At 37.7% G+C, this 21,258-nt stretch carries 17 protein-coding genes and 1 other RNA gene; 8 read left to right on the top strand and 10 right to left on the bottom strand.

Annotated features, from left to right (window positions below):
* Positions 1 to 48 precede the first annotated feature (48 nt).
* The 5 genes from ACFINK_RS04415 to ssrA form a co-directional block, all read right to left on the bottom strand.
* Positions 49 to 2,388, bottom strand: coding sequence for an ATP-dependent helicase (locus ACFINK_RS04415; protein ID WP_375613379.1), 2,340 nt, complete (start codon positions 2,386 to 2,388; stop codon positions 49 to 51).
* Between the two features lie 120 nt (positions 2,389 to 2,508).
* Positions 2,509 to 2,760, bottom strand: coding sequence for a ribbon-helix-helix domain-containing protein (locus tag ACFINK_RS04410; RefSeq protein ID WP_375612010.1), 252 nt, complete (start codon positions 2,758 to 2,760; stop codon positions 2,509 to 2,511).
* 10 nt (positions 2,761 to 2,770) lie between these two features.
* Entirely contained in the window at positions 2,771 to 2,953 is a 183-nt protein-coding gene (locus ACFINK_RS04405; protein ID WP_375612011.1) for a DUF4169 family protein, read from the bottom strand.
* A gap of 8 nt (positions 2,954 to 2,961) precedes the next feature.
* The gene (locus ACFINK_RS04400; RefSeq protein ID WP_375612012.1) at positions 2,962 to 3,513 is read right to left on the bottom strand and encodes an SspB family protein; all 552 of its coding nucleotides are present in this window, start codon (positions 3,511 to 3,513) and stop codon (positions 2,962 to 2,964) included.
* A 179-nt stretch (positions 3,514 to 3,692) separates the two neighbouring features.
* Positions 3,693 to 4,049: a transfer-messenger RNA gene (gene ssrA, locus ACFINK_RS04395) on the bottom strand.
* 97 nt (positions 4,050 to 4,146) lie between these two features.
* Here ssrA and ACFINK_RS04390 point away from each other — a divergent pair.
* The gene (locus tag ACFINK_RS04390; RefSeq protein ID WP_375638327.1) at positions 4,147 to 4,452 is read left to right on the top strand and encodes a DUF2853 family protein; all 306 of its coding nucleotides are present in this window, start codon (positions 4,147 to 4,149) and stop codon (positions 4,450 to 4,452) included.
* Between the two features lie 68 nt (positions 4,453 to 4,520).
* Here ACFINK_RS04390 and ACFINK_RS04385 read toward each other — a convergent pair whose 3' ends face one another.
* The 3 genes from ACFINK_RS04385 to ACFINK_RS04375 all read right to left on the bottom strand — a co-directional run bounded on the left by ACFINK_RS04385 (position 4,521) and on the right by ACFINK_RS04375 (position 10,056).
* Positions 4,521 to 5,828, bottom strand: a complete 1,308-nt coding sequence (locus ACFINK_RS04385) for an MFS transporter (protein WP_375612014.1) — start codon at positions 5,826 to 5,828, stop codon at positions 4,521 to 4,523.
* A gap of 654 nt (positions 5,829 to 6,482) precedes the next feature.
* A complete protein-coding gene (locus ACFINK_RS04380; protein WP_375629940.1) occupies positions 6,483 to 7,793 on the bottom strand; it encodes an MFS family transporter in 1,311 nt (436 codons plus the stop codon).
* A 955-nt stretch (positions 7,794 to 8,748) separates the two neighbouring features.
* Positions 8,749 to 10,056, bottom strand: coding sequence for an MFS family transporter (locus tag ACFINK_RS04375; protein WP_375612016.1), 1,308 nt, complete (start codon positions 10,054 to 10,056; stop codon positions 8,749 to 8,751).
* A gap of 213 nt (positions 10,057 to 10,269) precedes the next feature.
* Here ACFINK_RS04375 and ACFINK_RS04370 point away from each other — a divergent pair, with 213 nt between their 5' ends.
* The 7 genes from ACFINK_RS04370 (at position 10,270) to ACFINK_RS04340 (ending at position 19,081) form a co-directional block, all read left to right on the top strand.
* Positions 10,270 to 11,064 carry a thymidylate synthase gene (locus ACFINK_RS04370; RefSeq protein ID WP_273722957.1) on the top strand — a complete coding sequence of 265 codons (795 nt, stop codon included), beginning with the start codon at positions 10,270 to 10,272 and terminating at the stop codon, positions 11,062 to 11,064.
* Positions 11,061 to 11,570, top strand: a complete 510-nt coding sequence (locus tag ACFINK_RS04365) for a dihydrofolate reductase (RefSeq protein WP_375628859.1) — start codon at positions 11,061 to 11,063, stop codon at positions 11,568 to 11,570. Before ACFINK_RS04370 ends, ACFINK_RS04365 begins: the two co-directional genes overlap by 4 nt.
* A 119-nt stretch (positions 11,571 to 11,689) precedes the next feature.
* Positions 11,690 to 12,817, top strand: coding sequence for an FtsH protease activity modulator HflK (hflK, locus tag ACFINK_RS04360; protein WP_375613382.1), 1,128 nt, complete (start codon positions 11,690 to 11,692; stop codon positions 12,815 to 12,817).
* 2 nt (positions 12,818 to 12,819) lie between these two features.
* Complete coding sequence (hflC, locus tag ACFINK_RS04355; RefSeq protein ID WP_375638326.1) at positions 12,820 to 13,758, top strand: protease modulator HflC; 939 nt, start codon at positions 12,820 to 12,822, stop codon at positions 13,756 to 13,758.
* A 151-nt stretch (positions 13,759 to 13,909) separates the two neighbouring features.
* A complete protein-coding gene (locus tag ACFINK_RS04350) occupies positions 13,910 to 15,433 on the top strand; it encodes a Do family serine endopeptidase (protein WP_375638325.1) in 1,524 nt (507 codons plus the stop codon).
* 705 nt (positions 15,434 to 16,138) lie between these two features.
* Positions 16,139 to 17,011 (top strand): tRNA (adenosine(37)-N6)-dimethylallyltransferase MiaA, encoded by an 873-nt coding sequence (gene miaA / locus ACFINK_RS04345; RefSeq protein ID WP_375613384.1) that lies wholly within the window; start codon positions 16,139 to 16,141, stop codon positions 17,009 to 17,011.
* A 270-nt stretch (positions 17,012 to 17,281) separates the two neighbouring features.
* Positions 17,282 to 19,081 carry an acetolactate synthase 3 large subunit gene (locus ACFINK_RS04340; RefSeq protein WP_375613385.1) on the top strand — a complete coding sequence of 600 codons (1,800 nt, stop codon included), beginning with the start codon at positions 17,282 to 17,284 and terminating at the stop codon, positions 19,079 to 19,081.
* A 659-nt stretch (positions 19,082 to 19,740) separates the two neighbouring features.
* On the opposite strand, the gene ACFINK_RS04335 is transcribed toward ACFINK_RS04340, so the two are convergent.
* Positions 19,741 to 20,154 (bottom strand): TauD/TfdA family dioxygenase, encoded by a 414-nt coding sequence (locus tag ACFINK_RS04335; protein WP_375628865.1) that lies wholly within the window; start codon positions 20,152 to 20,154, stop codon positions 19,741 to 19,743.
* 122 nt (positions 20,155 to 20,276) lie between these two features.
* The gene (locus ACFINK_RS04330) at positions 20,277 to 20,573 is read right to left on the bottom strand and encodes a hypothetical protein (protein WP_375638324.1); all 297 of its coding nucleotides are present in this window, start codon (positions 20,571 to 20,573) and stop codon (positions 20,277 to 20,279) included.
* Positions 20,574 to 21,258 lie beyond the last annotated feature (685 nt).

Raw genomic sequence — 21,258 nt, 5'->3', positions numbered from 1 at the left:
ATAAAACAAAGTGGTTTCTTGAAAAAACTGATCGTGGTTTACTTGTAATTAAGCTTTGTTTACAAAATTGTCTAGTACACGCTTTTCTCCGGCTTTTTCGAACATTATTGTCAATTTATGATCGTCTATTGCTGTAATATAACCATAGCCAAATTTTATGTGAAAAATCCGATCATTGACAGAAAAATCTGATGGTGCATGAGAGATTGATTGAGAGATAACTTTCCCTTCAATATTCTTGTTTTTTTGTGCACGCTTTTGTCTTGCTGTTGCATAGTCAGTATAAAAGGAATCGTGATGTTGAAAGGAAGATTTTCCATAACCACCATAGGATGTTTCCATTTCTACAACTTCTATATGTTCTGCTGGTAATTCATCTAGAAAACGGGAGGGAAGAGCAGGTTGCCAAAGTCCATGAATTCTTCGATTCGATACAAACCATATATGCAAATGTTTTTTTGCTCTTGTTAGACCTACGTAAGCAAGACGCCGTTCTTCTTCTAATCCTGAACGTCCACCTTCATCTAATGAGCGCTGGTGGGGAAAGAGTCCTTCTTCCCAACCTGGAAGAAAAACTGTTTCAAATTCAAGTCCTTTGGCTGAATGAAGTGTCATGATGTTGACTGCATCCATATTTTCATTATTTTCCGTTTCCATAACGAGTGCAACATGTTCCAAAAAACTTTGAAGATTTTCAAATTGTTCCATGGAACGAATCATTTCTTTAAGATTTTCTAGTCTTGTAGGAGCCTCTGGTGAGCGATCTTCTAACCACATGGTTGTATAACCAGAATCATCAAGGACGATCTCGGCAAGTTCTCTATGAGGAGTGTCTTGAAGCATATTTTGCCAGCGGCGGAAGTTTTCAATGAGGCTTCGTAACGCACTGCGTGCCTTAGGCTTTAATTCATCTGTTTCAATGATGTCTGCGGCAGCAGAAAAGAGAGGAACAGCACGTGCACGTGCACTCTCATAAAGAATGCGCAGGGTTGCATCTCCTATGCCGCGTTTGGGTGTATTAATAACACGCTCAAAAGCTAAATCATCAGTAGGTTGGACAACAACGCGTAAATAAGCCATGGCATCACGTATTTCCATTCGCTCATAAAAACGAGGACCACCAATGACGCGATAATTAAGGCCAAGTGTTACAAAGCGATCTTCAAATTCACGCATTTGAAATGATGCGCGTACCAATATAGCCATATGATTTAATGCATGACCGGTTTGTTGTGCGCGTTCGATTTCTTCTCCGATTGCTCGTGCTTCTTCTGCCGAATCCCATGCTGAATGAATTTTTACCTTTTCTTCCTCACTCTTTATTTGAGCAGAAAAAAGGACTTTTCCCAGTCTTTCTTCATTATGAGCAATGAGATGGGAGGCGGTTTTAAGAATATGAGATGTTGAGCGATAATTGCGTTCTAGACGAATAATTTTAGCAGAAGGAAAATCTTTTTCAAAACGTAATATGTTTTCGACTTTTGCACCACGCCATCCATAAATGGATTGATCATCATCGCCAACACAACAAAGATTAACATGTTGACCTTGAGGATGTTGGGCCAAAAGCCGAAGCCAAAGATATTGTGCTGTATTTGTATCTTGATATTCATCGACAAGAATATAACGAAATTGAGAATGATATTCGCGAAGAATATCTGGATTATGTTGGAAGATAGAGATAGAATGAAGTAGAAGGTCACCAAAATCACAAGCATTAAGATCTTTTAATCGATTTTGATAACTGTGATAAAGTTCACGTCCCATGCCGTTACCAAAGGAATGAGCATCACTTTTTGAGATATGTTTTGGTGAAAGTCCTTGATTTTTCCAAGAATCAATCATCATGGCAAGGTTTCGTGCGGGCCAACGCTTATCGTCTAATCCTTCAGCTTGAATAAGTTGTTTTAAAAGTCGAAGAACATCATCGCTATCGAGAATTGTAAAGTTTCTTTTTAAATCAACAAGCTCTGCGTGACGGCGTAAAATTTTAGCTCCAGTGGAATGAAAGGTTCCAAGCCAAGGCATACCTTCAACAACTTCTCCAATAAGTTCACCAATACGTATTTTCATTTCACGTGCTGCTTTGTTGGTGAAAGTGACAGCAAGTATTTGCTGAGGAGAGGCAAGTCCAGAGCGTAAAATGTGAGAAATACGGGTTGTTAAAACGCGTGTTTTTCCTGTACCAGCACCTGCAAGAACTAAAAGAGGTCCCTCAGTATTCATAACAGCTTGTTGCTGTTCTGGATTGAGTTGTTCTAAATAGTCTGTGTTATATGATTTTTGTTCTTTTAGAGTATGGGAGAAAAAACCAGAGCTCTTCTTATCATGGTCTGGAGGGGAATCTTCTTCAAAGAAAGGTATGGTATGATCAGAAAAATTACTCATTATCTCTCTTTTGTAGTCTTTTTTTTATTGAAGTTCTAGATTAAAAAAACTTCTCTTAAAAAGTCACAACAGTTTCAGTTGAACAGACAGAAAGAGAACGTAAAAAAATAAGCACAAACATTAAAGGCTTTGGGTGAGAACGCTTTGAAGGGCATAAACGCGTAACGAAGCCGAAAGATTTACTTGTTGTGGTCTTTTGCTATCAATATCGGTAATAATAAAGGCTAAAGATTGTCCTTTTTTGCGGGCTATATCTTTTAGAATATCTAAAAATGGTGGTTCTAAAGAGACGCTTGTTGCGTGTCCATCAACGCGAACAGATATCTTTCGTGGAATGACTTTTGACCAATCGATAGAATTATTTTCGTGCATTTTTCCACCTTTATTCGTCGTTTCGCAAACGATTTTGATCAAGAAATTTTTGCATTTTTAAAGATTTTTGCTGCTCAAAATTTTTTTCAGTTTTTGTTCGTCCAAAACGATAACGATTTTGCTCAGCACAAAGAGATTTTTCTGTACGTTTTTTTTGTTTTCGAAATTGGCGAAGATTAATCAATTCAGTCATGAGAAAAATTATTTTTTCCGAAAGGAATCTAAAGAGACAACATCAGCACTTTGATTTTGTTTTGCATCGTTATTTGAAGGTTCTTTATTTGTACTGAGATTTTGTTCTTTTGTAAGCGTATTTTCTTTTTTTTGTTTGTTTGATAAGGTAATAGGCGTAGTTGAGGTATTTTCTGAATTTTCACTTTCTCCAGAGGTCAGATTTGAGGGCAGATCAAATGCTGCTTCAAATGCTGCTACAGGATCATAAAAGACCTGAATGGAAGTAAAAGGAATCACGAGCTTTTCGGTTATTTCCCTGAAAGAGAGGGTTACTTCGAAAGCTGTTTCTGAAACACTGAGATCTCTAAATTGATGTTGTAAGACGATTGTCATTTGCTCGGGATAGCGATTTTTTAGCCGAGGAGAAATTTTAACGCCTGGGGCATTTGTCAAAAAAGTTATAAAAAAATGATGATTTCCCGGAAGACCTGCTTTGGCAACTTCCGATAAAACTTTACGGATAACTCCACGAAGCGCATCCTGAACGAGAATATCGTAACGGATTTGATCTTTAACCATCGAAGTTTATTCCTTTTATTTCACGTAGCAGAATGGGGCGTATTGATATTGTGTGACAGAATATATTTTAAATTAGCAGATTTTTTCTACGATGCACCTCAATAAATCGAATAAATACGAAACTCTATGGTAAATAATGTCTGATAATGTCTGATAGATCAATCAACAACATTTAAAAAAGTGAAGGCTTCTGTTGCCAGGTGCCTCCGAACCCCGCTTAAACCTGCGACGGTTTAAGACTTAAATTGAAACATTCACACCACCTTAAGCGGCGAGACGTGCTTCCGCATAGTTGTCATTTGCAACTACTCATTTAGCCCGATAACGGTGGTACAATGCCGAGTAAAAGAGCGATCTTTACACCCTTGTCGATCCTATTTCGCCCCCACCAAAATATAATTTTGGTTTCTTATATTTTGGTGGAGGCGCCGGGTACCGCCCCCGGGTCCAATAGGTTTATTTCACCGTCCATTTATTACCATAGCTGGTAAACCAGCCCTCTAAATATAGATGAAGAACAGTCTTAGGAAAAGGGGGGGTTGTTAATATTTTTAATCCTCTAATTATTTATGGAGCTATATGATGCGGCTGTAAAGTATAGTCCGCTCATTTTTGGAGAGGAGATGATGCAAAATGACAAATAATTTAGCAGATATTAAACTATATGATTCAAATCCCGATGAAGCAGCAGTAGAACGACTTAGCCGTCGTTTAGCTTTAGTGATGAAAAAGCAGGATGCAGCGCTTGTTGCTATATCGGATCCAAAAGAGTTAGAACGTGTTGAAAAATGGGTTCAAGATGTTTTAGAAGCCGATGAGAAGAGTGCTAAAACGGCTGTTTCAAAAGTGGCTGAGATGATGTCTGGAGAGCGTAGAAAAAGTCGACTGACTTTTTATTATCTAGTTGCTAAGCAACTTAATGCACTTCATAAAATTTAAACAATATTAAATTTGTGATAATGATAAAAAAAGCCCAATTTCTTGGGCTTTTTCGTTGATAAAAAGGGTTAATGTTTTTCATCCTCTTGGAGGTAGCCTCCTTTACGCATACTCGGGACAAAGAGAAGAGCAATGAATGCCATGATCATCACGACGGTTATATAAAAATAAAAGAGTGATTCATGACCGTACTTTTTTAATCCAAGCGCAACGTATTCAGCAGAACCACCAAATAAGGCGTTGCCAATGGCATGAGAGATGCTAACGCCTAATGCGCGTATTGAAGAGGGAAACATTGCTGATTTGACGACACCAGAGATGGATGTATACATGCTCATAATGAAGAGCAAGCCAATAATGACGGAAAAGGCAACCCATATACTATGCGTATTACCGATTATCCAGAGTCCAGGAAATGTAAAGATGACAGAGAGTATACTCCAAATGATAAGTAAAGTTTTTGTTCCAATTTTATCGGCTATGATACCAGCTATGGGTTGGAATAGGATGAAAATAAATAGTACAGCTGTCATAATCGTTGTTGCGGTATGTTTATCAAAGCCGGTGGTTGTGATCAGATATTTTTGCATATAAGTCGTAAAGGTGTAAAATGTGAGTGATCCTCCTGATGCAAAGCATGCAATTACGACAACGGCTTTTGTATGCTTGGTGAGAAGTTCCTTAAGACTGCCAGAGTGTTTGTGAGAGCGGCTTTCTTTCGTGGTTGTTTCGTGGAGAGAACGACGCAGATAAATCGCAATCACTGCCCCGAAACCACCAATCACAAAAGGAATGCGCCATCCCCATGCTTTTAACTGATCTTCAGAGAGATAAGATGCTAGAATAAATATAATGAAGCTGGCAAGAAGTTGACCTGTAATAAGGGTGGCAGATTGGAAAGAAGCAAAAAGCCCACGATGTTTTTTGAGAGCAACTTCGCTCATATAAGTGGCTGCTGTACCATATTCACCACCTGCTGAAAGTCCTTGCATCATCCGAGCTAAAAGTAAAAGGATTGCTGATGTTACTCCTAAGGTTTCATAGGTGGGAAGTATGGCGATGAAAAAAGAGCCACCACACATCATAAAAATGGATATAAGCATCGAGCGTTTACGTCCATAACGATCGGCGACAAACCCTAAAAACCAAGCTCCAATAGGGCGCATAAGAAAGCCAATAAAAAACACACCTGCGGTTTTTAACAGTGGCGTAATCGTATCACCATCGGAGGGAAAGAATTGTGATGCAAAATAAATTGATGCAAATGAGTAAACGTAAAAATCATACCATTCTACGAGATTTCCTGATGCGCTTGCTATAATAGCAAAAACACGTTTTCTTGCATCCTGTGATGCTGAAGTTGTTTCATTTTTCATGAATTGTTCCCCTTTTGGATTTATAGTTCATATTTTCTAAACATAATTGTTTATGATTTCCAGAAAAATTCAATGGTATTATAATAATTTCTTAGGGAAACTCTTTAAGATGATTTATTAGAGTTATGTTGTCATTCGTTTTAAGATTTTTACTTGTGTTGTAGAATAAAAAGTTATCACATTGCATTTAAAGGGAGAGAACATTGAAAAGTAGATCAAGATACCTTTAAACTTGATGAGAAGAATGCAATATTGGCATCATACCGGAGGATTATAGAAGAGATGGTCTTTATGAGCAGAAAGCCCCAAAACTGAAAATATTTCAAAAAGCTTAAGTAATGTAAAAGGGGATTTTGTGTCCTTAATTATCTTATTGTATCATAACACATCATCATTTAGGAGGGTGAGGTAAGCCTCAGATAAGGTTTTCCGTATGAGGTGTTTTTTAGATATCGTGATAAATATTTAGGGTAGGGCTGCCCATAGAATCTTATCAAGTAAATTACATTAAAGAGGGCAGTAACTATAGACAATTTAAAAGAAACTGAGTTGTTTGTAAGATGAATGCGGGGCGGGCTTTTCGTTCTTTACTAGGGTGGAGAGGAGATCAAAAAAAGCCCAATTTCTTGGGCTTTTTTTATCCAGAAAATAAGTTTAATGAAGTCTATCGTCTTTATCGAGATATCCTCCTTTATCTATATCGGGCATAAGAAGAATAGAGATGAGTGCAATGACCATCATACCAACGATGTAAAAAAAGAAAACAGATTCGTATCCCATATTTTTTAATCCAAGCGCTACATATTCAGCAGAACCGCCAAAGAGTGCGTTGCCAATGGCAAAAGCAAATCCAACACCAATTGCTCGGATTGAAGCAGGGAACAATTCTGCTTTTATGATACCAGCAATGGACGTATAAAAACTCATAACACAGAGTATTCCAATAATGATTAAGAGTGCTGTCCATGGATTATGGGCATTACCGATCATTTTAAGTACAGGAATGGTGCAGATAATGGATAATGCCCCCCAACTAATGAGTGAAGCTCTTGCTCCAATTTTATCGGCTAGGGAACCAAAAAGGGGTTGGAGTAGCACAAAAACAAAGAGGGCGGCAGTCATTATCGTTGTTGCGGTTTGTTTATCAAAGCCCGTGGTTGTGATCAGATATTTTTGCATATAAGTGGTGTATGTATAAAATGTGAGAGATCCACCAGCTGTAAAGCCAACAACCAAAAAGAAAGCTTTTTTATGATTGCGAAAAAGTTCTCGAAGACTACCAGCGTGTTGTTCAGAGCGGCTTTTGTGGGTTGTTGTTTCATGAAGCAAACTACGCAGATAAATTGCAACGATTGCTCCAAAGCCACCAATGACAAAGGGAATACGCCATCCCCATGCTTTTAACTGATCCTCGTTAAGGTAAATGGCTAAAATAAATATTATAAAACTTGCGAGAAGTTGACCTGAGATCGTTGTTGCATATTGAAAAGAAGCAAAGAGACCACGACGATTTTTGGGCGCAACTTCGCTCATATAAGTTGCTGCTGTACCATATTCACCGCCAACGGAAAGTCCTTGAAACATACGGACTAAAAGGAGAAGAAATGCTGCTGTTATTCCCAAGGTTTTATAAGTGGGAAGTATGGCAATGAGAAAAGAGCCACCACACATCATAAAAACAGAAATAAGCATTGAGCGTTTACGTCCATAACGATCCGCAATGTATCCAAAGAGCCATGCTCCAATTGGACGCATAAGAAAGCCAATAAAAAAGATTCCTGCCGTTTTTAACAGTTGTGTAACAATATCTTCATCTTCAGGAAAAAATTGTGATGCAAAATAAACCGATGCAAAGGAGTAAGCATAAAAGTCGTACCATTCTACCAGATTTCCTGATGCGCTGGATATGATAGCAAAAATACGTTTCCTTGTATCATGTGGATCTAAAGTTGTTTGATTATTCATGAAGTATTCCCCTTTTAGATTTATAACTTTTCTTCTTTTTAAAGCTATTTACGATGTGCATTATAAAAACGCCATTGTATCATGATAATTTTTTAGGGAAACATAAAGATTTTTTCTAGAGCTATCAGTGGTGTTTTGGGCTCATGGTGTTGTTACATTGCGTAAATCATACGCTTTTTACTATCCTTAAGGAAATATTATTTTTTGTTTGATTGTGAATTATTTGCATATGCAGAGTGTTTATGAAGATATGATACTCTTTAGTTTATATGCTTGATGTTGTTTCGTAAAATGATGTTATTGACTATTTCATGCGAGGTTGGTGTATCTGTTAAAATACTTTTTATGAATGAGCTTAAGTGTTAAGGGGGAGTACAATATTAAGAGTTCGTCAAAAGTATAATGATAGCGGCTTGCACTTTTATTAAGTGTAAAGAGAGTAATGTTCATGTTTATACTTTACGGGGCTTTTACGTTATGTCATTCACGGGTGTCGTTGTGAAATGGAGTTGGGTGCATTGAGAAATGTTTCTCAAAAAAGTGTGCGAATTCATAATATAATGGTATTTTCTATTTTCATGAAAGAATTTGTTTTGCATGAGGGGGTACTATTAAGAACGTATTAAACAAAATCATGAGTGTAATCTTTATTATTGATAAAATTATCTTGAAAGATAATCACTTTTCTTCGATTTTGAGTGGGCATGGGAATATTAAAATAAATCAAACGTTTTTTATCTTCAGTGAATTAAATTCAGCTAAAGAAGTATTTATTACATAATAATATGAAGCCATTTATTTTTATAAGCGGCGTGTGCAGGAGGGAACATTGCTTCTTTAGAGTGTTTGAAGGGATAAAAAATTGTGAGCTTTAAACTTCTATCGGAAAGAATATAAAAAAAAGCCCAGTACTCTGGGCTTTTTTGTTAAAATCCTTGTTTGTTAACATTAAAGGTTAATGAATATCGTCTCCTTGTAAATACCCTTTTTTGCGAGCATCTGGCATTAAGAGAACAGCAATGAATGCAATAATCATCATGCCGGTTATATAAAAATAGAAGACAGATTCATATCCAAGATCTTTTAATCCAAGTGCGACATATTCAGCAGAACCGCCAAACAGTGCGTTGGCAATAGCATAAGAGAGCCCAACTCCTATTGCTCGTACTGAAGCAGGAAACATTTCTGATTTTACAATGCCAGAGATAGATGTATAAAAGCTCATAATGCAGAGCATTCCAGTAATGACTGATAAAGCAATCCATGTACTATCAGTACTACCAATCATATTAAGTCCAGGAATGGTAAAGATAATAGATAAGACACTCCAAATAAGGAGTGAAGTTCTTGTTCCAATTTTATCTGCAAGAGCACCAAAGAGGGGTTGGAGTAACATGAAAACAAAGAGTGCAGCTGTCATGATTGTTGTGGCTGTATGTTTATCAAAGCCAGTGGTTGTGATCAGATATTTCTGCATGTAAGTCGTATAGGTGTAGAATGTGAGCGATCCTCCAGCTGTAAAGCCAATAACCAGAAAGAAAGCTTTTCGGTGGTTGCTCAGAAGTCCCCTAATACTACCAGCTTGTGCACTAGAACGACTTTCTTTGGTCGTTGTCTCATGGAGTGTGCGGCGTAGATAAATCGCAACAATTGCGCCGCATCCACCAATGGCAAATGGAATACGCCAGCCCCACGCTTTTAGCTGATCTTCGGTGAGATAAAGCGCTAAAATGAATATAACGAGACTGGCTAGAAGTTGACCACCAATCAGTGTGGTATATTGGAAAGAGCTAAAAAATCCGCGGCGATTTTTGAGGGCGATTTCGCTCATATAAGTTGCTGTTGTACCATATTCACCACCGACAGAAAGCCCCTGAAGCATTCTGAGTAAAAGTAAAAGAATTCCTGCTGCCATTCCAATGGTTTCATAGGTAGGAAGTAGGGCGATTAAGAACGAACCACCACACATCATAAAAACAGAGATAAGCATTGAGCGTTTGCGTCCGTAACGATCGGCAATGAAGCCAAAAAGCCATCCGCCGATTGGGCGCATAAGAAAACCAATAGCAAAAACACCCGCCGCTTTTAAAAGTTGCGTAACGTCATTGCCATCTGAGGGAAAGAATTGTGATGCAAAATAAATAGATGTAAAGGAATAAACATAAAAGTCATACCATTCTACTAGATTACCTGATGCACTGGACACGATAGCCCAGATACGTTTTCTTGTATCATGTGGTTTTAAAGCTTCTTGTTTTTCCATAGTCGATCCCTTTATTTGATGTTCATCCATCTTTGTTCATTTATGTCATTTTTTTAGAAGCTGTCTATAGTATTTTATCTTTTGCATCAAAAATTTAGTTAGATCATGATAATTTCTTGTGTAAGATGTTTTTGGAAAAAGATTTGAATTATGTTTGTACGGATTTTACAGTTTTTATTTTCTATAATAAGAAGAATCGGACATAATACCCTCATGAAATCATATCTTGCTCTTTTATCTCATGTTTTAAATCAGGGTATTGATCGGACAGATCGAACGGGTGTTGGAACGCGATCTATCTTTGGGTATCAGATGCGTTTTGATTTACAAGCAGGATTTCCGTTGTTGACAACAAAGAAACTACACTTACGTTCAATTATTTATGAACTTTTGTGGTTTCTTAAAGGCGATACAAATATCGCTTGGTTGAAAGAGCATGGTGTGTCAATTTGGGACGAGTGGGCTGATGAAAAGGGAAATCTTGGTCCTGTTTATGGTTATCAGTGGCGTTCTTGGCCCGCTCCTGATGGACGCCATATTGATCAAATTAACAATCTTTTAACGATGATTAAGGAGACGCCAGATTCTCGTCGCTTGATTGTATCAGCTTGGAATCCTGCATTAATAGAGGAAATGGCGTTGCCTCCGTGTCATTGTCTTTTTCAATTTTACATTGCGGAGGGGAAATTATCTTGTCAACTTTATCAGCGTTCGGCGGATATTTTCTTAGGTGTTCCATTCAATATTGCATCCTACGCATTGCTAACGATGATGATTGCGCAAGTAAGCGGTCTTAAAGTAGGCGATTTTATTCATACTCTGGGAGATGCTCATCTTTATTCTAATCATTTTGAACAGGCAAAATATCAATTGTCTCGTATACCAAATGCTTTGCCATGTATGCGCATAAACCCAGCGGTAACAGATCTTTTTTCTTTTCAATTTGAGGATTTTGAGTTGCTTAATTATGAAGCACAACCTCATATTAAAGCGCCGGTAGCAATATGACGATTTCCATTTGTTTAATTGCTGCTGTTGCAGAAAATGGTGTTATCGGTCGTGAAGGTGCCATGCCGTGGCATTTATCGACGGATTTGCAACGCTTTAAAGCTTTGACGTTGCGTAAGCCCATTATTATGGGAAGAAAAACTTGGGATTCTATTGGGAGACCTTTACCAGGGCGTACAAATATCGTCATTACGCGTGATTGTACCTTTTGTGCTGAAGGGGCTGATGTTGCTCACTCTTTATCGCAAGCTTGTTCTCTTGCAACAAATGTTGCTTCTCAAAATGATGTAGAGGAAATTTTTATTATTGGTGGGGGTGAAATTTTTCAACAAGGGTTGCATATGGCTGATAAAATATTCCTTACAGAAGTTTTAGCTTCTATAGAAGGTGATAGTTTTTTTCCTGTTTTTGATAAAGAAAAGTGGACTATTGTGCAAACACAAGATATTCCAAAAGGGGATAAAGATAGTCATCCGACACGTTTTGTTGTTTATGAGCGGAAATAATTTTTTGTAATATGAAGTGAAAGGGTTTATCAGTTGTATTGTAATGAGGTAAGAGACACCCTATAAGATCAAGCAAATGGTTGGTGTTCGAGTAGTGGTAATCAGTTAAAGAGGTGATAATGCCCTGGACAAATCAAAATGGTGGTGGCCCGTGGAGTGGCGATAAAAACAGTGGTGACAAAAAGACACCAGCTAAGAATCTCTTTGGTTCTGGTGGCGAAAATGGTCCTAATCTTAATGAAATTTTGCGCAAAGGGCAGGATCAGTTTAAACAATTCGGGAGAAGCAGTTTTTCTGTTTTATTCCTTCTGCTTATTGTGTTTTTTTGGCTATACCAGTCAATTTATATTGTTCAGCAAAATGAACAAGCGGTAGAGTTGCGCTTTGGCATCCCTAAAGAAGGCATTATTGGTGATGGGTTGCATTTTCATTTTTGGCCAATTGAGACCTATATGAAAGTACCTTTAACGGAAAAAACAATCGCGATTGGTGGGAAGCCCGGTCAGGCGCAACAAAGTGATGGTTTAATGCTTTCGAGTGATCAAAATATCGTTAATGTTAATTTTTCCGTTTATTATCGGATTTCATACCCTAGTCAGTTTTTATTCAATGTGAATGATCAAGAGGGAACTGTCCGCCAAGTTGCTGAGAGTGCAATGCGTGAGGTCATTGGTTCGCGGCCGGTTGATGATGTTTTACGTGACAAGAAAGAAGAAGTTGCTAATGACGTTAGAAAGATTATCCAGTTGACTGTGGATAAATATCAACTTGGTGTCGAAATAAGCCGTGTTTCTATCAGTGAAGCTGCTCCTCCGACAAAGGTTGCTGCTGCGTTTAATTCTGTTCAGCAGGCGGAGCAGGAACGTGGAAGAATGATTGAAGAGGGGAATCGTGTGCGTTTTACGAAAATTGGTTTAGCAAATGGTGAAGCTTCACGCACACGGGAAATCGCAAAAGGTGAAAAGGCACAAATGGTTGAAGAGGCAACAGGGCGTGCTGAACGTTTTCAGGCGATAGCTCGAGAGGCTGCGATTTCACCAGAAGCTGCTCGCTACCGTCTCTATATGGAGACGATGGGGCGGATTCTTTCTTCACCAAATAAGCTGGTTCTTGATCAGGCAAATTCTCCAGCGGTGCCTTATTTACCTTTGAATGAATTGTTGCGTAGCAAGTCATCGGAAAAAGTAAAGGCAACAGCAGCGCGTCCTGCGTTACTCTTAGATTCTCGTATTTCTGGAGGAGATTAATTATGCAGCAATCTCGCTTTTTGTTTGTTTTTAGTGCTATAGTGTTTGTTTTGATGATTTTGTGGATGTCCGTATTTATCGTCTATCCTCGTCAACAAGTAGCAATTAAGCGTTTTGGACAAATTGTTCAGGTAGAATCTAATCCTGGAATCTATTTCAAGGTGCCCTTTATCGATAAGATGATCATTGTTGATAATCGGTTATTGCGTTACGATGTTCCTACACAATCTGTACAGGTTCGTGGTGGTGCGTATTATGAGGTGGATGCGTTCTTTATTTACCGTATTACAGATCCTAAGTTGTTTTTACAGCGCATTGCTTCTGGGCGTCCACAAATTGCGGCACGTGAAAACCTTGCACCACGGTTTATTGACGCTTTGCGTGCTGTTTATGGTAAGCGAGAATTTAAAGCAGCCTTATCGGATGAACGAGGCGCGATGATGGCTGAAGTACAGAAGCAATTTTCTGTAGATGCAGGCTCGTTGGGTATTACCATTGTTGATGTGCGTATTCGTAAAACCGATTTGACTGATGCTGTTTCAGAAGATGTCTATCGGCAAATGGCAGCTGAACGTGAAGCTGCTGCGGAAAATATCCGGGCTCGTGGTCAGCAGGAGCGAGATCGTATTGTGGCAGAAGCTAATCGTGAATATGAAGAAATTGTAGCAGCTGCAAAGCGTGATGCTGAAATTACCCGTGGTGAAGGTCAAGCTGAAAGTATTCGTCTTCTATTGAATGCGAGGGAGGCTAATCCGTCTTTTTACGATTTTTGGTTGGCGATGGAACAATACAAGAATTTAGAGAAAACACCGATGGTGATTTCTCCAAATGAGGATTTCTTTTTCTATTTTCGTAATCCGCCGCAGGCAAATAAAGCATTCTTACCGACAATGAATACTGGCCTCAGTAAAACTGATCCAAAATCGGGAGAGAATAGATAAAATAATGGATTGCAGATACGAGATTTTGCATGAAAAGAATGATCTGTGACCATTTTCTTTTATGGTAAAAGTGGTAGAGAGTATCGAGCCGTGCTGGTTTTACGTAGATAAATTTAGTGGGGCTCTTTGCATCTTTGATTAAAGGCATGTCATGGATAGAAGTATCGTGAGTAAAAATACGTTTTTAAAGTTTTTTATCACAAGAGTTGTTTTTTGTGTGACTTTGTTTCTATCAGGATCAGTGAGTTTGTCTTGGGGAGCCGAGACAAGCAAGGCATTGCTTTCTATTCCTGATTTAGCTTCTGAGCTTTTGGAAACAGTTGTGAATATTTCCACGGCGCAGACTGTTGAAGGAACAGAACAGGATGCAAACACCTCGGTACCCGTTATCCCAAAAGATTCATTGCTGGAGGAATATTTCAGTGATTTTTTTACACCCAAGGATGGTCAAAAAGATAGTCAATTTCAAAAGGTGCGTTCTTTAGGCTCTGGTTTTGTGATTGATGCGCAAAAAGGGATTATTGTTACAAATTATCATGTTATTGTAGATGCTGATGATATTGAAGTTAATTTTACGGATGGTACAAAACTAAAGGCAAAGCTTCTTGGAAAGGATAGCAAAACTGATTTGGCGTTGCTTCAAGTCGATGCAGGAAGTAAAAAATTAAAAGCTGTGCGTTTTGGTGACTCAGAAAAAGCACGTATTGGTGACTGGGTTATGGCTATTGGTAATCCTTATGGTTTTGGTGGAAGTGTGACGGTTGGTATTATTTCTGCACGTAACCGTGATCTTAATGCTGGTCCCTATGATAATTTTATTCAAACAGATGCAGCAATTAATCGGGGAAATTCTGGTGGGCCGTTATTTGATAGAAATGGTGAAGTCATTGGCATTAATACAGCAATTGTTTCACCTTCGGGAGGATCTATCGGTATTGGATTTGCTATTCCATCGGATATGGCTCTTTCTGTTATCAATCAATTGCGTGATTTTGGAGAAATAAGGCGTGGTTGGTTGGCTATTCGTATTCAGCCGGTAACAGAGGATATTGCAAAAAGTTTAAAATTGGACAATGCTGTGGGAGCATTGGTGGCTGGTAAAATAGAACAGACGGAAGAAAATAATGTAGATAATAGCCAGTTACAAACTGGAGATGTTATTCTTTCCTTTGGTAATTCCAAAATTAAGCATGCACGTGATTTGCCGCGTTTAGTTGCAGAAAGTTCAGAAGGAAAAGTGGTGGACGTTACTATTTTACGCAATGGGCAAGAAGCAACAGTAAAAGTTAAGCTTGGACGTTTGATTGAAACAGATCCAAATGAAGATACAGAAGAAGTTGATGATAAAAAAAATCAAGATCTGTCGAAAAACGTGACAATGCAATTTATGGGAATGACGTTATCTGAACTGACAGAGGATTTGCGTCATCGTTATTCAATTTCAGATAAACTTCGAGGACTAGTGGTGACATCTGTTGCACAAAATAGTGCCGCGGATAAAAAGCGTATTCGCGTTGGTGAAGTGATTGTTGATATCAATCAGAGTTCTATCACAACAATTGATGAGGCTAAAAAACGTATTCATAAATTACGTGAAGCTGGACGCAAAAATGCTCTATTTATTGTAGCGCGTCCAGATGGAGAGTTACGGTTCGTAACGCTCCTAATGGATTGATCCTTAAAAAATTATTTTTTGTTTTTTATCAGCCTTAGTGTGTGGGATATTTTGCAAGTCAGCCATGTGATGTCCAATATTTCTCAAGCTCATTTCACGATAGAGAGTATGGGGTGTGCAATATAAAATCCATTGGAAATTATTATATCTTTATGCTGAATATCAAAGTATAAATTGGTGTCATCATAGTATTTTTCAGTTCTCAATATTGTAACAGCCTAGACTTTGAAATGCTGCATAAGAGATATTGGTACACCTTTCTTAAGTCCATTTTTATCTCTGCTTGTGATGCGCAAGTAAATGGTATTGATATGATACTTTATGAGGCTCTTATTATAAACCGGCGTAGCATGCTATTTTTATAGGAAAAAATAAAGCTATTTGATTGTATAGATTAAACTTAGTATTATTTTCATAAATGATGACAAAGAGTATATTTTTAATGGCCTTAACGGACAGAATTATTATAGCTGTGGTTTGTTATTGAATTATGATAGCAAAAAATGCTTGGAAATTCCTTTGGTGTTGTTATTAAGTCCATTTTTTCTTTTTTATAAGTTTCATAAGGGGCTTTGTCTTAAGGGGAATTTGTGTTCGTATTTTTGTTTGAAGTATTTACTCTATGATAATGGAGAGAAAATACAGGAAGGCTTTGGGGGTGTCTGCATGTTGCAATAAGTTATTGATTGGGAGAAATTGCTATTCATGACACAGAGAACAGTTACATTAATAGCAGGGCCAACGGCAAGTGGGAAGTCAGAACTTGCCTTGCAAATGGCTCAAGAAAAAAATGCTCTCATTATTAATACTGATTCAATGCAGGTTTATGATGTTTTAAATATTTTAACGGCACGGCCGAGGGAGGCTGACACCGCGATTGTTCCCCATTATCTTTATGGTCATGTGAGTCCTACTTTGAACTATTCAGTAGGGCAATGGTTGTGTGATGTCGAGAAGCTATTGGCTACTTTTTCTTTAAGATCAGTTATTTTTGTTGGTGGAACAGGACTTTATTTTCGTGCTCTTTTAGAGGGGATTTCGGAAGTCCCTCATGTTCCAGATGTTGTGCGGCAGAAGTGGCGTTTGCTGCTTGATAAAGAGGGACCTGAAAGTCTTTATCGCCAGTTGTTGCAGATTGATGCTGTTGTTGCTGAAAAAATTTCTTCGCACGATAGACAGCGTATTGTACGTGCTTTGGAAGTTTATGATGCAACCGGTAAGTCGCTCAGTTGGTGGCAGAAACAAAAAACAACACCTCTCATTGCGCCAAATTTGACCGAAAAAATTCTTCTCATGCCACCACGTCCTCTGCTTTATGAACGTATTCATAAACGCTTGGATTCTATGATTGAAAGAGGAGCTTTAGAAGAAGTGGTGGCTATGAAAAAACTTAAACTTTCCCCTTCATTACCAGCAATGAAGGCTATTGGTATACCTGAGTTTATGGCTTATTTGGATGGATATAGAAGCTTTGAGAGTGCTCTTGAAGCGGTGAAAATACAAACGAGGAGATATGCAAAAAGACAAATGACATGGTTTCGTAATCAATTTGATGAAGAATGGATGCTTACTTTTTGATAAAAGAGTTAGAGCTTTGCAAAGAAACTTATCGAAAGATAAAAGATAATTCGTGAAAAAGAAATTTTTTAGAAAATATAATTTTTTATTGACGAATGGTATCAATGGAATTAGAAATCTCTCTACAAGGAATTTTTTATATATTTTATACGTTGGAATAATGGGGGTAATCATACAGTATGTGTTGTGTAATGGGCTCCTTTGGGGGCTTTTTTTATGGGCTCCGTTAGGGGCTTTTTTATTGTCCTATAAAGTAGGTGAGTGGGAAAAATGAGAAATGATCCAAGAAAGCAAGAGAGTGCAGATGGAAAAATAATGTCGGGCGCTGAAATAGTGGTTCAAGCTCTTATAGATCAAGGCGTTGAACATATTTTTGGTTATCCTGGTGGGGCTGTTTTGCCTATTTTTGATGTTCTTTATCACCAAGATACACTCCAGCATATTTTGGTGCGCCATGAACAAGCCGCAGGGCATGCAGCTGAAGGCTATGCACGCAGCACAGGGAAGGTAGGGGTTATGCTTGTGACTTCTGGTCCAGGGGCAACGAATGCTGTTACACCTTTGCAAGATGCTCTTATGGATTCGATACCTCTTATTTGTTTTTCTGGGCAGGTGTCAACAACGGTGATTGGAACAAATGCTTTTCAAGAGGCTGATACAGTTGGAATTACAAAGCCTTGTACGAAGCGTAATTGGCTGGTTAAAAATGTCAATGATCTTGCGGCTATTATTCATGAAGCTTTTTTTCTTGCTCAATCAGGTCGTCCTGGGCCGGTTTTGATTGATATTCCTAAGGATGTTCAATTTGCTTCAGGATTTTATAGAGCACCTCAAGTTCAGGAGTCTTTACATTCTTTTCCATCGTTGAAAGGGAATACTAAGGCTATTGAATCTGCCGTTTCTCTTTTAGTTGAGGCAAAACGCCCTATTATTTATTCTGGTGGTGGTGTTATTTCATCGGGGATGAAAGCTATACAGCTTTTACGTAATTTGGTTCAATTGGGGGATTTTCCGATTACTTCAACATTAATGGGACTTGGTGCTTATCCTGCTTCCGGTAAAAATTGGCTTGGAATGCTTGGAATGCATGGAACCTATGAGGCTAATATGGCCATGCATGATTGTGATGTCATGTTAGCTGTTGGAGCACGATTTGATGATCGTATCACCGGGCGCCTTGATGCATTTGCACCTCATGCGCGTATTATTCATATTGATATTGACCCTTCTTCTATCAATAAAATTGTAAAAGCAGAAGTTCCAATTATTGGTGATGTGGCTTGTGTTTTAGGAGATATGACGCAACTCTTAAAGATACAGCAACCAGCGTTTAACAGTGAAGTCCGTGAGGCGTGGTGGACGCAAATTAACCGTTGGAAGGCTCGTAATTCATTGGCATATGCGGAGAAAAAAGATGTCATTATGCCGCAATATGCTCTTGAACGGCTGTATGCTTTTACCAAAGATGCGAATGCTTATATTACAACGGATGTCGGGCAGCATCAGATGTGGGCAGCGCAGTATTATCATTTTGATGAACCAAAACATTGGATGACTTCTGGTGGTCTTGGAACGATGGGGTATGGTTTACCTGCTGCTATAGGTGTTCAAATAGCGCATCCTGATGCGCTTGTTGTGTGTATTTCTGGTGATGCCTCCATTCAGATGAATATTCAAGAGCTTGCAACAGCTATTCAGCATGACACACCGGTGAAAATTTTCATTTTAAATAATCAGTATATGGGAATGGTCCGCCAGTGGCAGCAATTGCTGCATGGTAATCGTCTTTCTCATTCTTATACGGAATCTATGCCTGACTTTGTGAAATTGGCACAAGCTTATGGAGCCGTGGGAATTCATTGTTCAAAACCCGATGAACTTGATGATAAAATTCAGCAGATGATTGACTGTGATAAGCCTGTTCTTTTTGATTGTCGTGTTTATCATTTAGAAAACTGTTTTCCTATGATCCCATCGGGATGTGCTCATAATGAGATGTTATTACCCGATGAGGCAAGCGAAGAAGCTATTGCAAATGCTATTTCTTCCGAGGGAAAGATTCTTGTATAAAATGAATATGTTAACAAAATGGTGAAGGATGGTGATGATGAAGTCTTTGGAGTCTTCATCTCTGTCTCTTCTTTGTGGAGAGTTTCTATTATCCTTAGAGCTCATTTTATGATTTTCATTCTTTGTTTAAAGACATGGGGTGTATTATTATTTGTTCATCTAAAAAATGTTATAAGTCGTGTGCACAATTATGTTTGAATTTATTTGTACGCGATGTTTGTTTTTTTAATTCATATGTTCACATTAATAGCTATTTCGTTGCATTTTTTAGATAATACATTGAATTATCTGTTATAAATTAATTATGTTGTCTCATATATGAATGATTTCATCGTGCAAGAAAAAAAGCCACACTGCTTGAAGGGTGCAACCATGCAAGCCATTATGCCTATGAAAACAATAGAAAAGTTTGTTACTATGTTTTGGTTTTGCATTATGAAATTACTCCAAATAGCTCTTTCAGGGGCTTGATAGGAAAATCCCCCTAGCGGTTTGAAAGGAAGGGAAAAAATAACAAAAATCAAATGCAGCCATAGAAAACCAATAGGTCACCATAGCTTATAATCAGGTATGATTATGCGGGAGAAACCTATACATATGAGATGTATCGTCAATATATAAACCAGAATAATACTCAACATCATATCATTATCAGGATATTAACATTGAAAATTAAATATTCTTTCTTTTATTTGTTCTATATATCTATGATTCCATAAATCTGCAGACACAAACACTCTTTGAATCCATCGCATTGGATTTTCATAACTATCAAATGATCCAAAAAATTTATCTCTAGAGTGTAGGGCCATTCTATTATCAATGTATAATAATCTTCCTGGTTGTACATCAATTCCAAAAGATATAGCCTTAATAGCTTCATAAAAATGATCTAAAGCTTCCTTGGCTTTTTTTGACTGTGGCTCTAACATGCCTGGATAAAAAACAGCGCTGATATCTGGGAATTCACCGTCCCCTTGAACGAGGGGCACTTTACTTGTAGAAGTTACCCCATTTTTTCTCCATCTATAGGGAACATTAATTATATATAAATTATCCCTGAAGCTCCTCAAATCCTCCTCACTTAAAAGTTTTAAAGCTAGACGTGCATCATCGTTAACGGACCATCAACACCATTGCGAACACCAGATAAAAGTATCCCCTTTAGGAGATAAATTTAAATCCGTTATAAATTTTAGTGCAGCATTTTCATATGAAAATCTAACTCAACTTCAGATCCTAATCCTGTATAATCTTTTTTATTATCCTCTAAAAGAACTAGGTTATTTACTATATGTTCGCCTTCAAACTTAATTGAATAAGGCTCTCCGATCAATAAAGAAAACATCATAATTAAATTTTCGCTAATATAGCCACTTTTACAAGACGCATCTAAATTGTAAGGATTAGGTGACATATTAATTTGTCTATCAACAGGAAGGTTTTCAAAGATTAAATATGGTCTAGGGGTAATAGACACCTTTTGGTTCATAAGAATTGTCAATATTCTATGTGGTAGCAGCGAAAATGCTATTTTTTTAACTCAACCGAATATTCAATACCACCGTATGGATCATAAATAACATGGTCTAAAGCCTCTCAAAGTTTGTCTCTTTCGACATTGCTCAACTAAAAAGTATTTTCCATTTATCATTATAATTTCCCCCAATTATATTTCCCTACTTTTTTATTAAAAAAGTGAAAAAACAATAATTAAAATCAGCCATGTTAGTAAATAAGTGTCTGTAAAATCTTGGATTAATCCAAATAATGGTGGAGTAGTAATAATTGCGATTTGATTTACAGATATTGCTAAACCCAGAGAAAACACAACGCTTTCTTTCGGCTTAAGAGTCTACAATATAAGCAGCCCAAGGGCCATACCATTCCATTCCCAAAAAACTAACCAAGCAGATAAAATAGTTAAATAAATTATGGATCCACTCATGCTCAAAATTAATATTAAAAATCCAAAAACGATTGCAATCATGCAAAACAAGACAGGAAAAAATCGTCCTTTTCTACAATGATCACTCCACGCTGCTAAAATAATTCTTCCTAAGGCACCAGAAGCCTGTGAAACAAAAAATAAATAAGCACTTTTATCTAGAGACAGGTGATAGATTCTATAAAAATAAATCGTTATAAAAATGGTTAAAACATATTAAATGATCACA

The organism is Bartonella sp. AA16NXGY (assembly GCF_042197325.1).
Lineage (GTDB): Bacteria > Pseudomonadota > Alphaproteobacteria > Rhizobiales > Rhizobiaceae > Bartonella.
The sequence above is the reverse complement of the archived record's forward strand: the minus strand, read 5'-3'. Positions and strand labels throughout refer to the sequence as shown.

Coding starts and splice junctions, on each gene's coding strand:
- ACFINK_RS04415 (WP_375613379.1), bottom strand. CDS start 2,388: ATGAGTAATTTTTCTGATCATACCATACCTTTCTTTGAAGAAGATTCC.
- ACFINK_RS04405 (WP_375612011.1), bottom strand. CDS start 2,953: ATGACTGAATTGATTAATCTTCGCCAATTTCGAAAACAAAAAAAACGT.
- ACFINK_RS04370 (WP_273722957.1), top strand. CDS start 10,270: ATGAAATCATATCTTGCTCTTTTATCTCATGTTTTAAATCAGGGTATT.
- ACFINK_RS04400 (WP_375612012.1), bottom strand. CDS start 3,513: ATGGTTAAAGATCAAATCCGTTACGATATTCTCGTTCAGGATGCGCTT.
- ACFINK_RS04340 (WP_375613385.1), top strand. CDS start 17,282: ATGAGAAATGATCCAAGAAAGCAAGAGAGTGCAGATGGAAAAATAATG.
- ACFINK_RS04410 (WP_375612010.1), bottom strand. CDS start 2,760: ATGCACGAAAATAATTCTATCGATTGGTCAAAAGTCATTCCACGAAAG.
- hflK (WP_375613382.1), top strand. CDS start 11,690: ATGCCCTGGACAAATCAAAATGGTGGTGGCCCGTGGAGTGGCGATAAA.
- ACFINK_RS04390 (WP_375638327.1), top strand. CDS start 4,147: ATGACAAATAATTTAGCAGATATTAAACTATATGATTCAAATCCCGAT.
- miaA (WP_375613384.1), top strand. CDS start 16,139: ATGACACAGAGAACAGTTACATTAATAGCAGGGCCAACGGCAAGTGGG.
- ACFINK_RS04375 (WP_375612016.1), bottom strand. CDS start 10,056: ATGGAAAAACAAGAAGCTTTAAAACCACATGATACAAGAAAACGTATC.
- ACFINK_RS04385 (WP_375612014.1), bottom strand. CDS start 5,828: ATGAAAAATGAAACAACTTCAGCATCACAGGATGCAAGAAAACGTGTT.
- ACFINK_RS04380 (WP_375629940.1), bottom strand. CDS start 7,793: ATGAATAATCAAACAACTTTAGATCCACATGATACAAGGAAACGTATT.
- ACFINK_RS04350 (WP_375638325.1), top strand. CDS start 13,910: ATGGATAGAAGTATCGTGAGTAAAAATACGTTTTTAAAGTTTTTTATC.
- ACFINK_RS04330 (WP_375638324.1), bottom strand. CDS start 20,573: ATGAACCAAAAGGTGTCTATTACCCCTAGACCATATTTAATCTTTGAA.
- ACFINK_RS04365 (WP_375628859.1), top strand. CDS start 11,061: ATGACGATTTCCATTTGTTTAATTGCTGCTGTTGCAGAAAATGGTGTT.
- hflC (WP_375638326.1), top strand. CDS start 12,820: ATGCAGCAATCTCGCTTTTTGTTTGTTTTTAGTGCTATAGTGTTTGTT.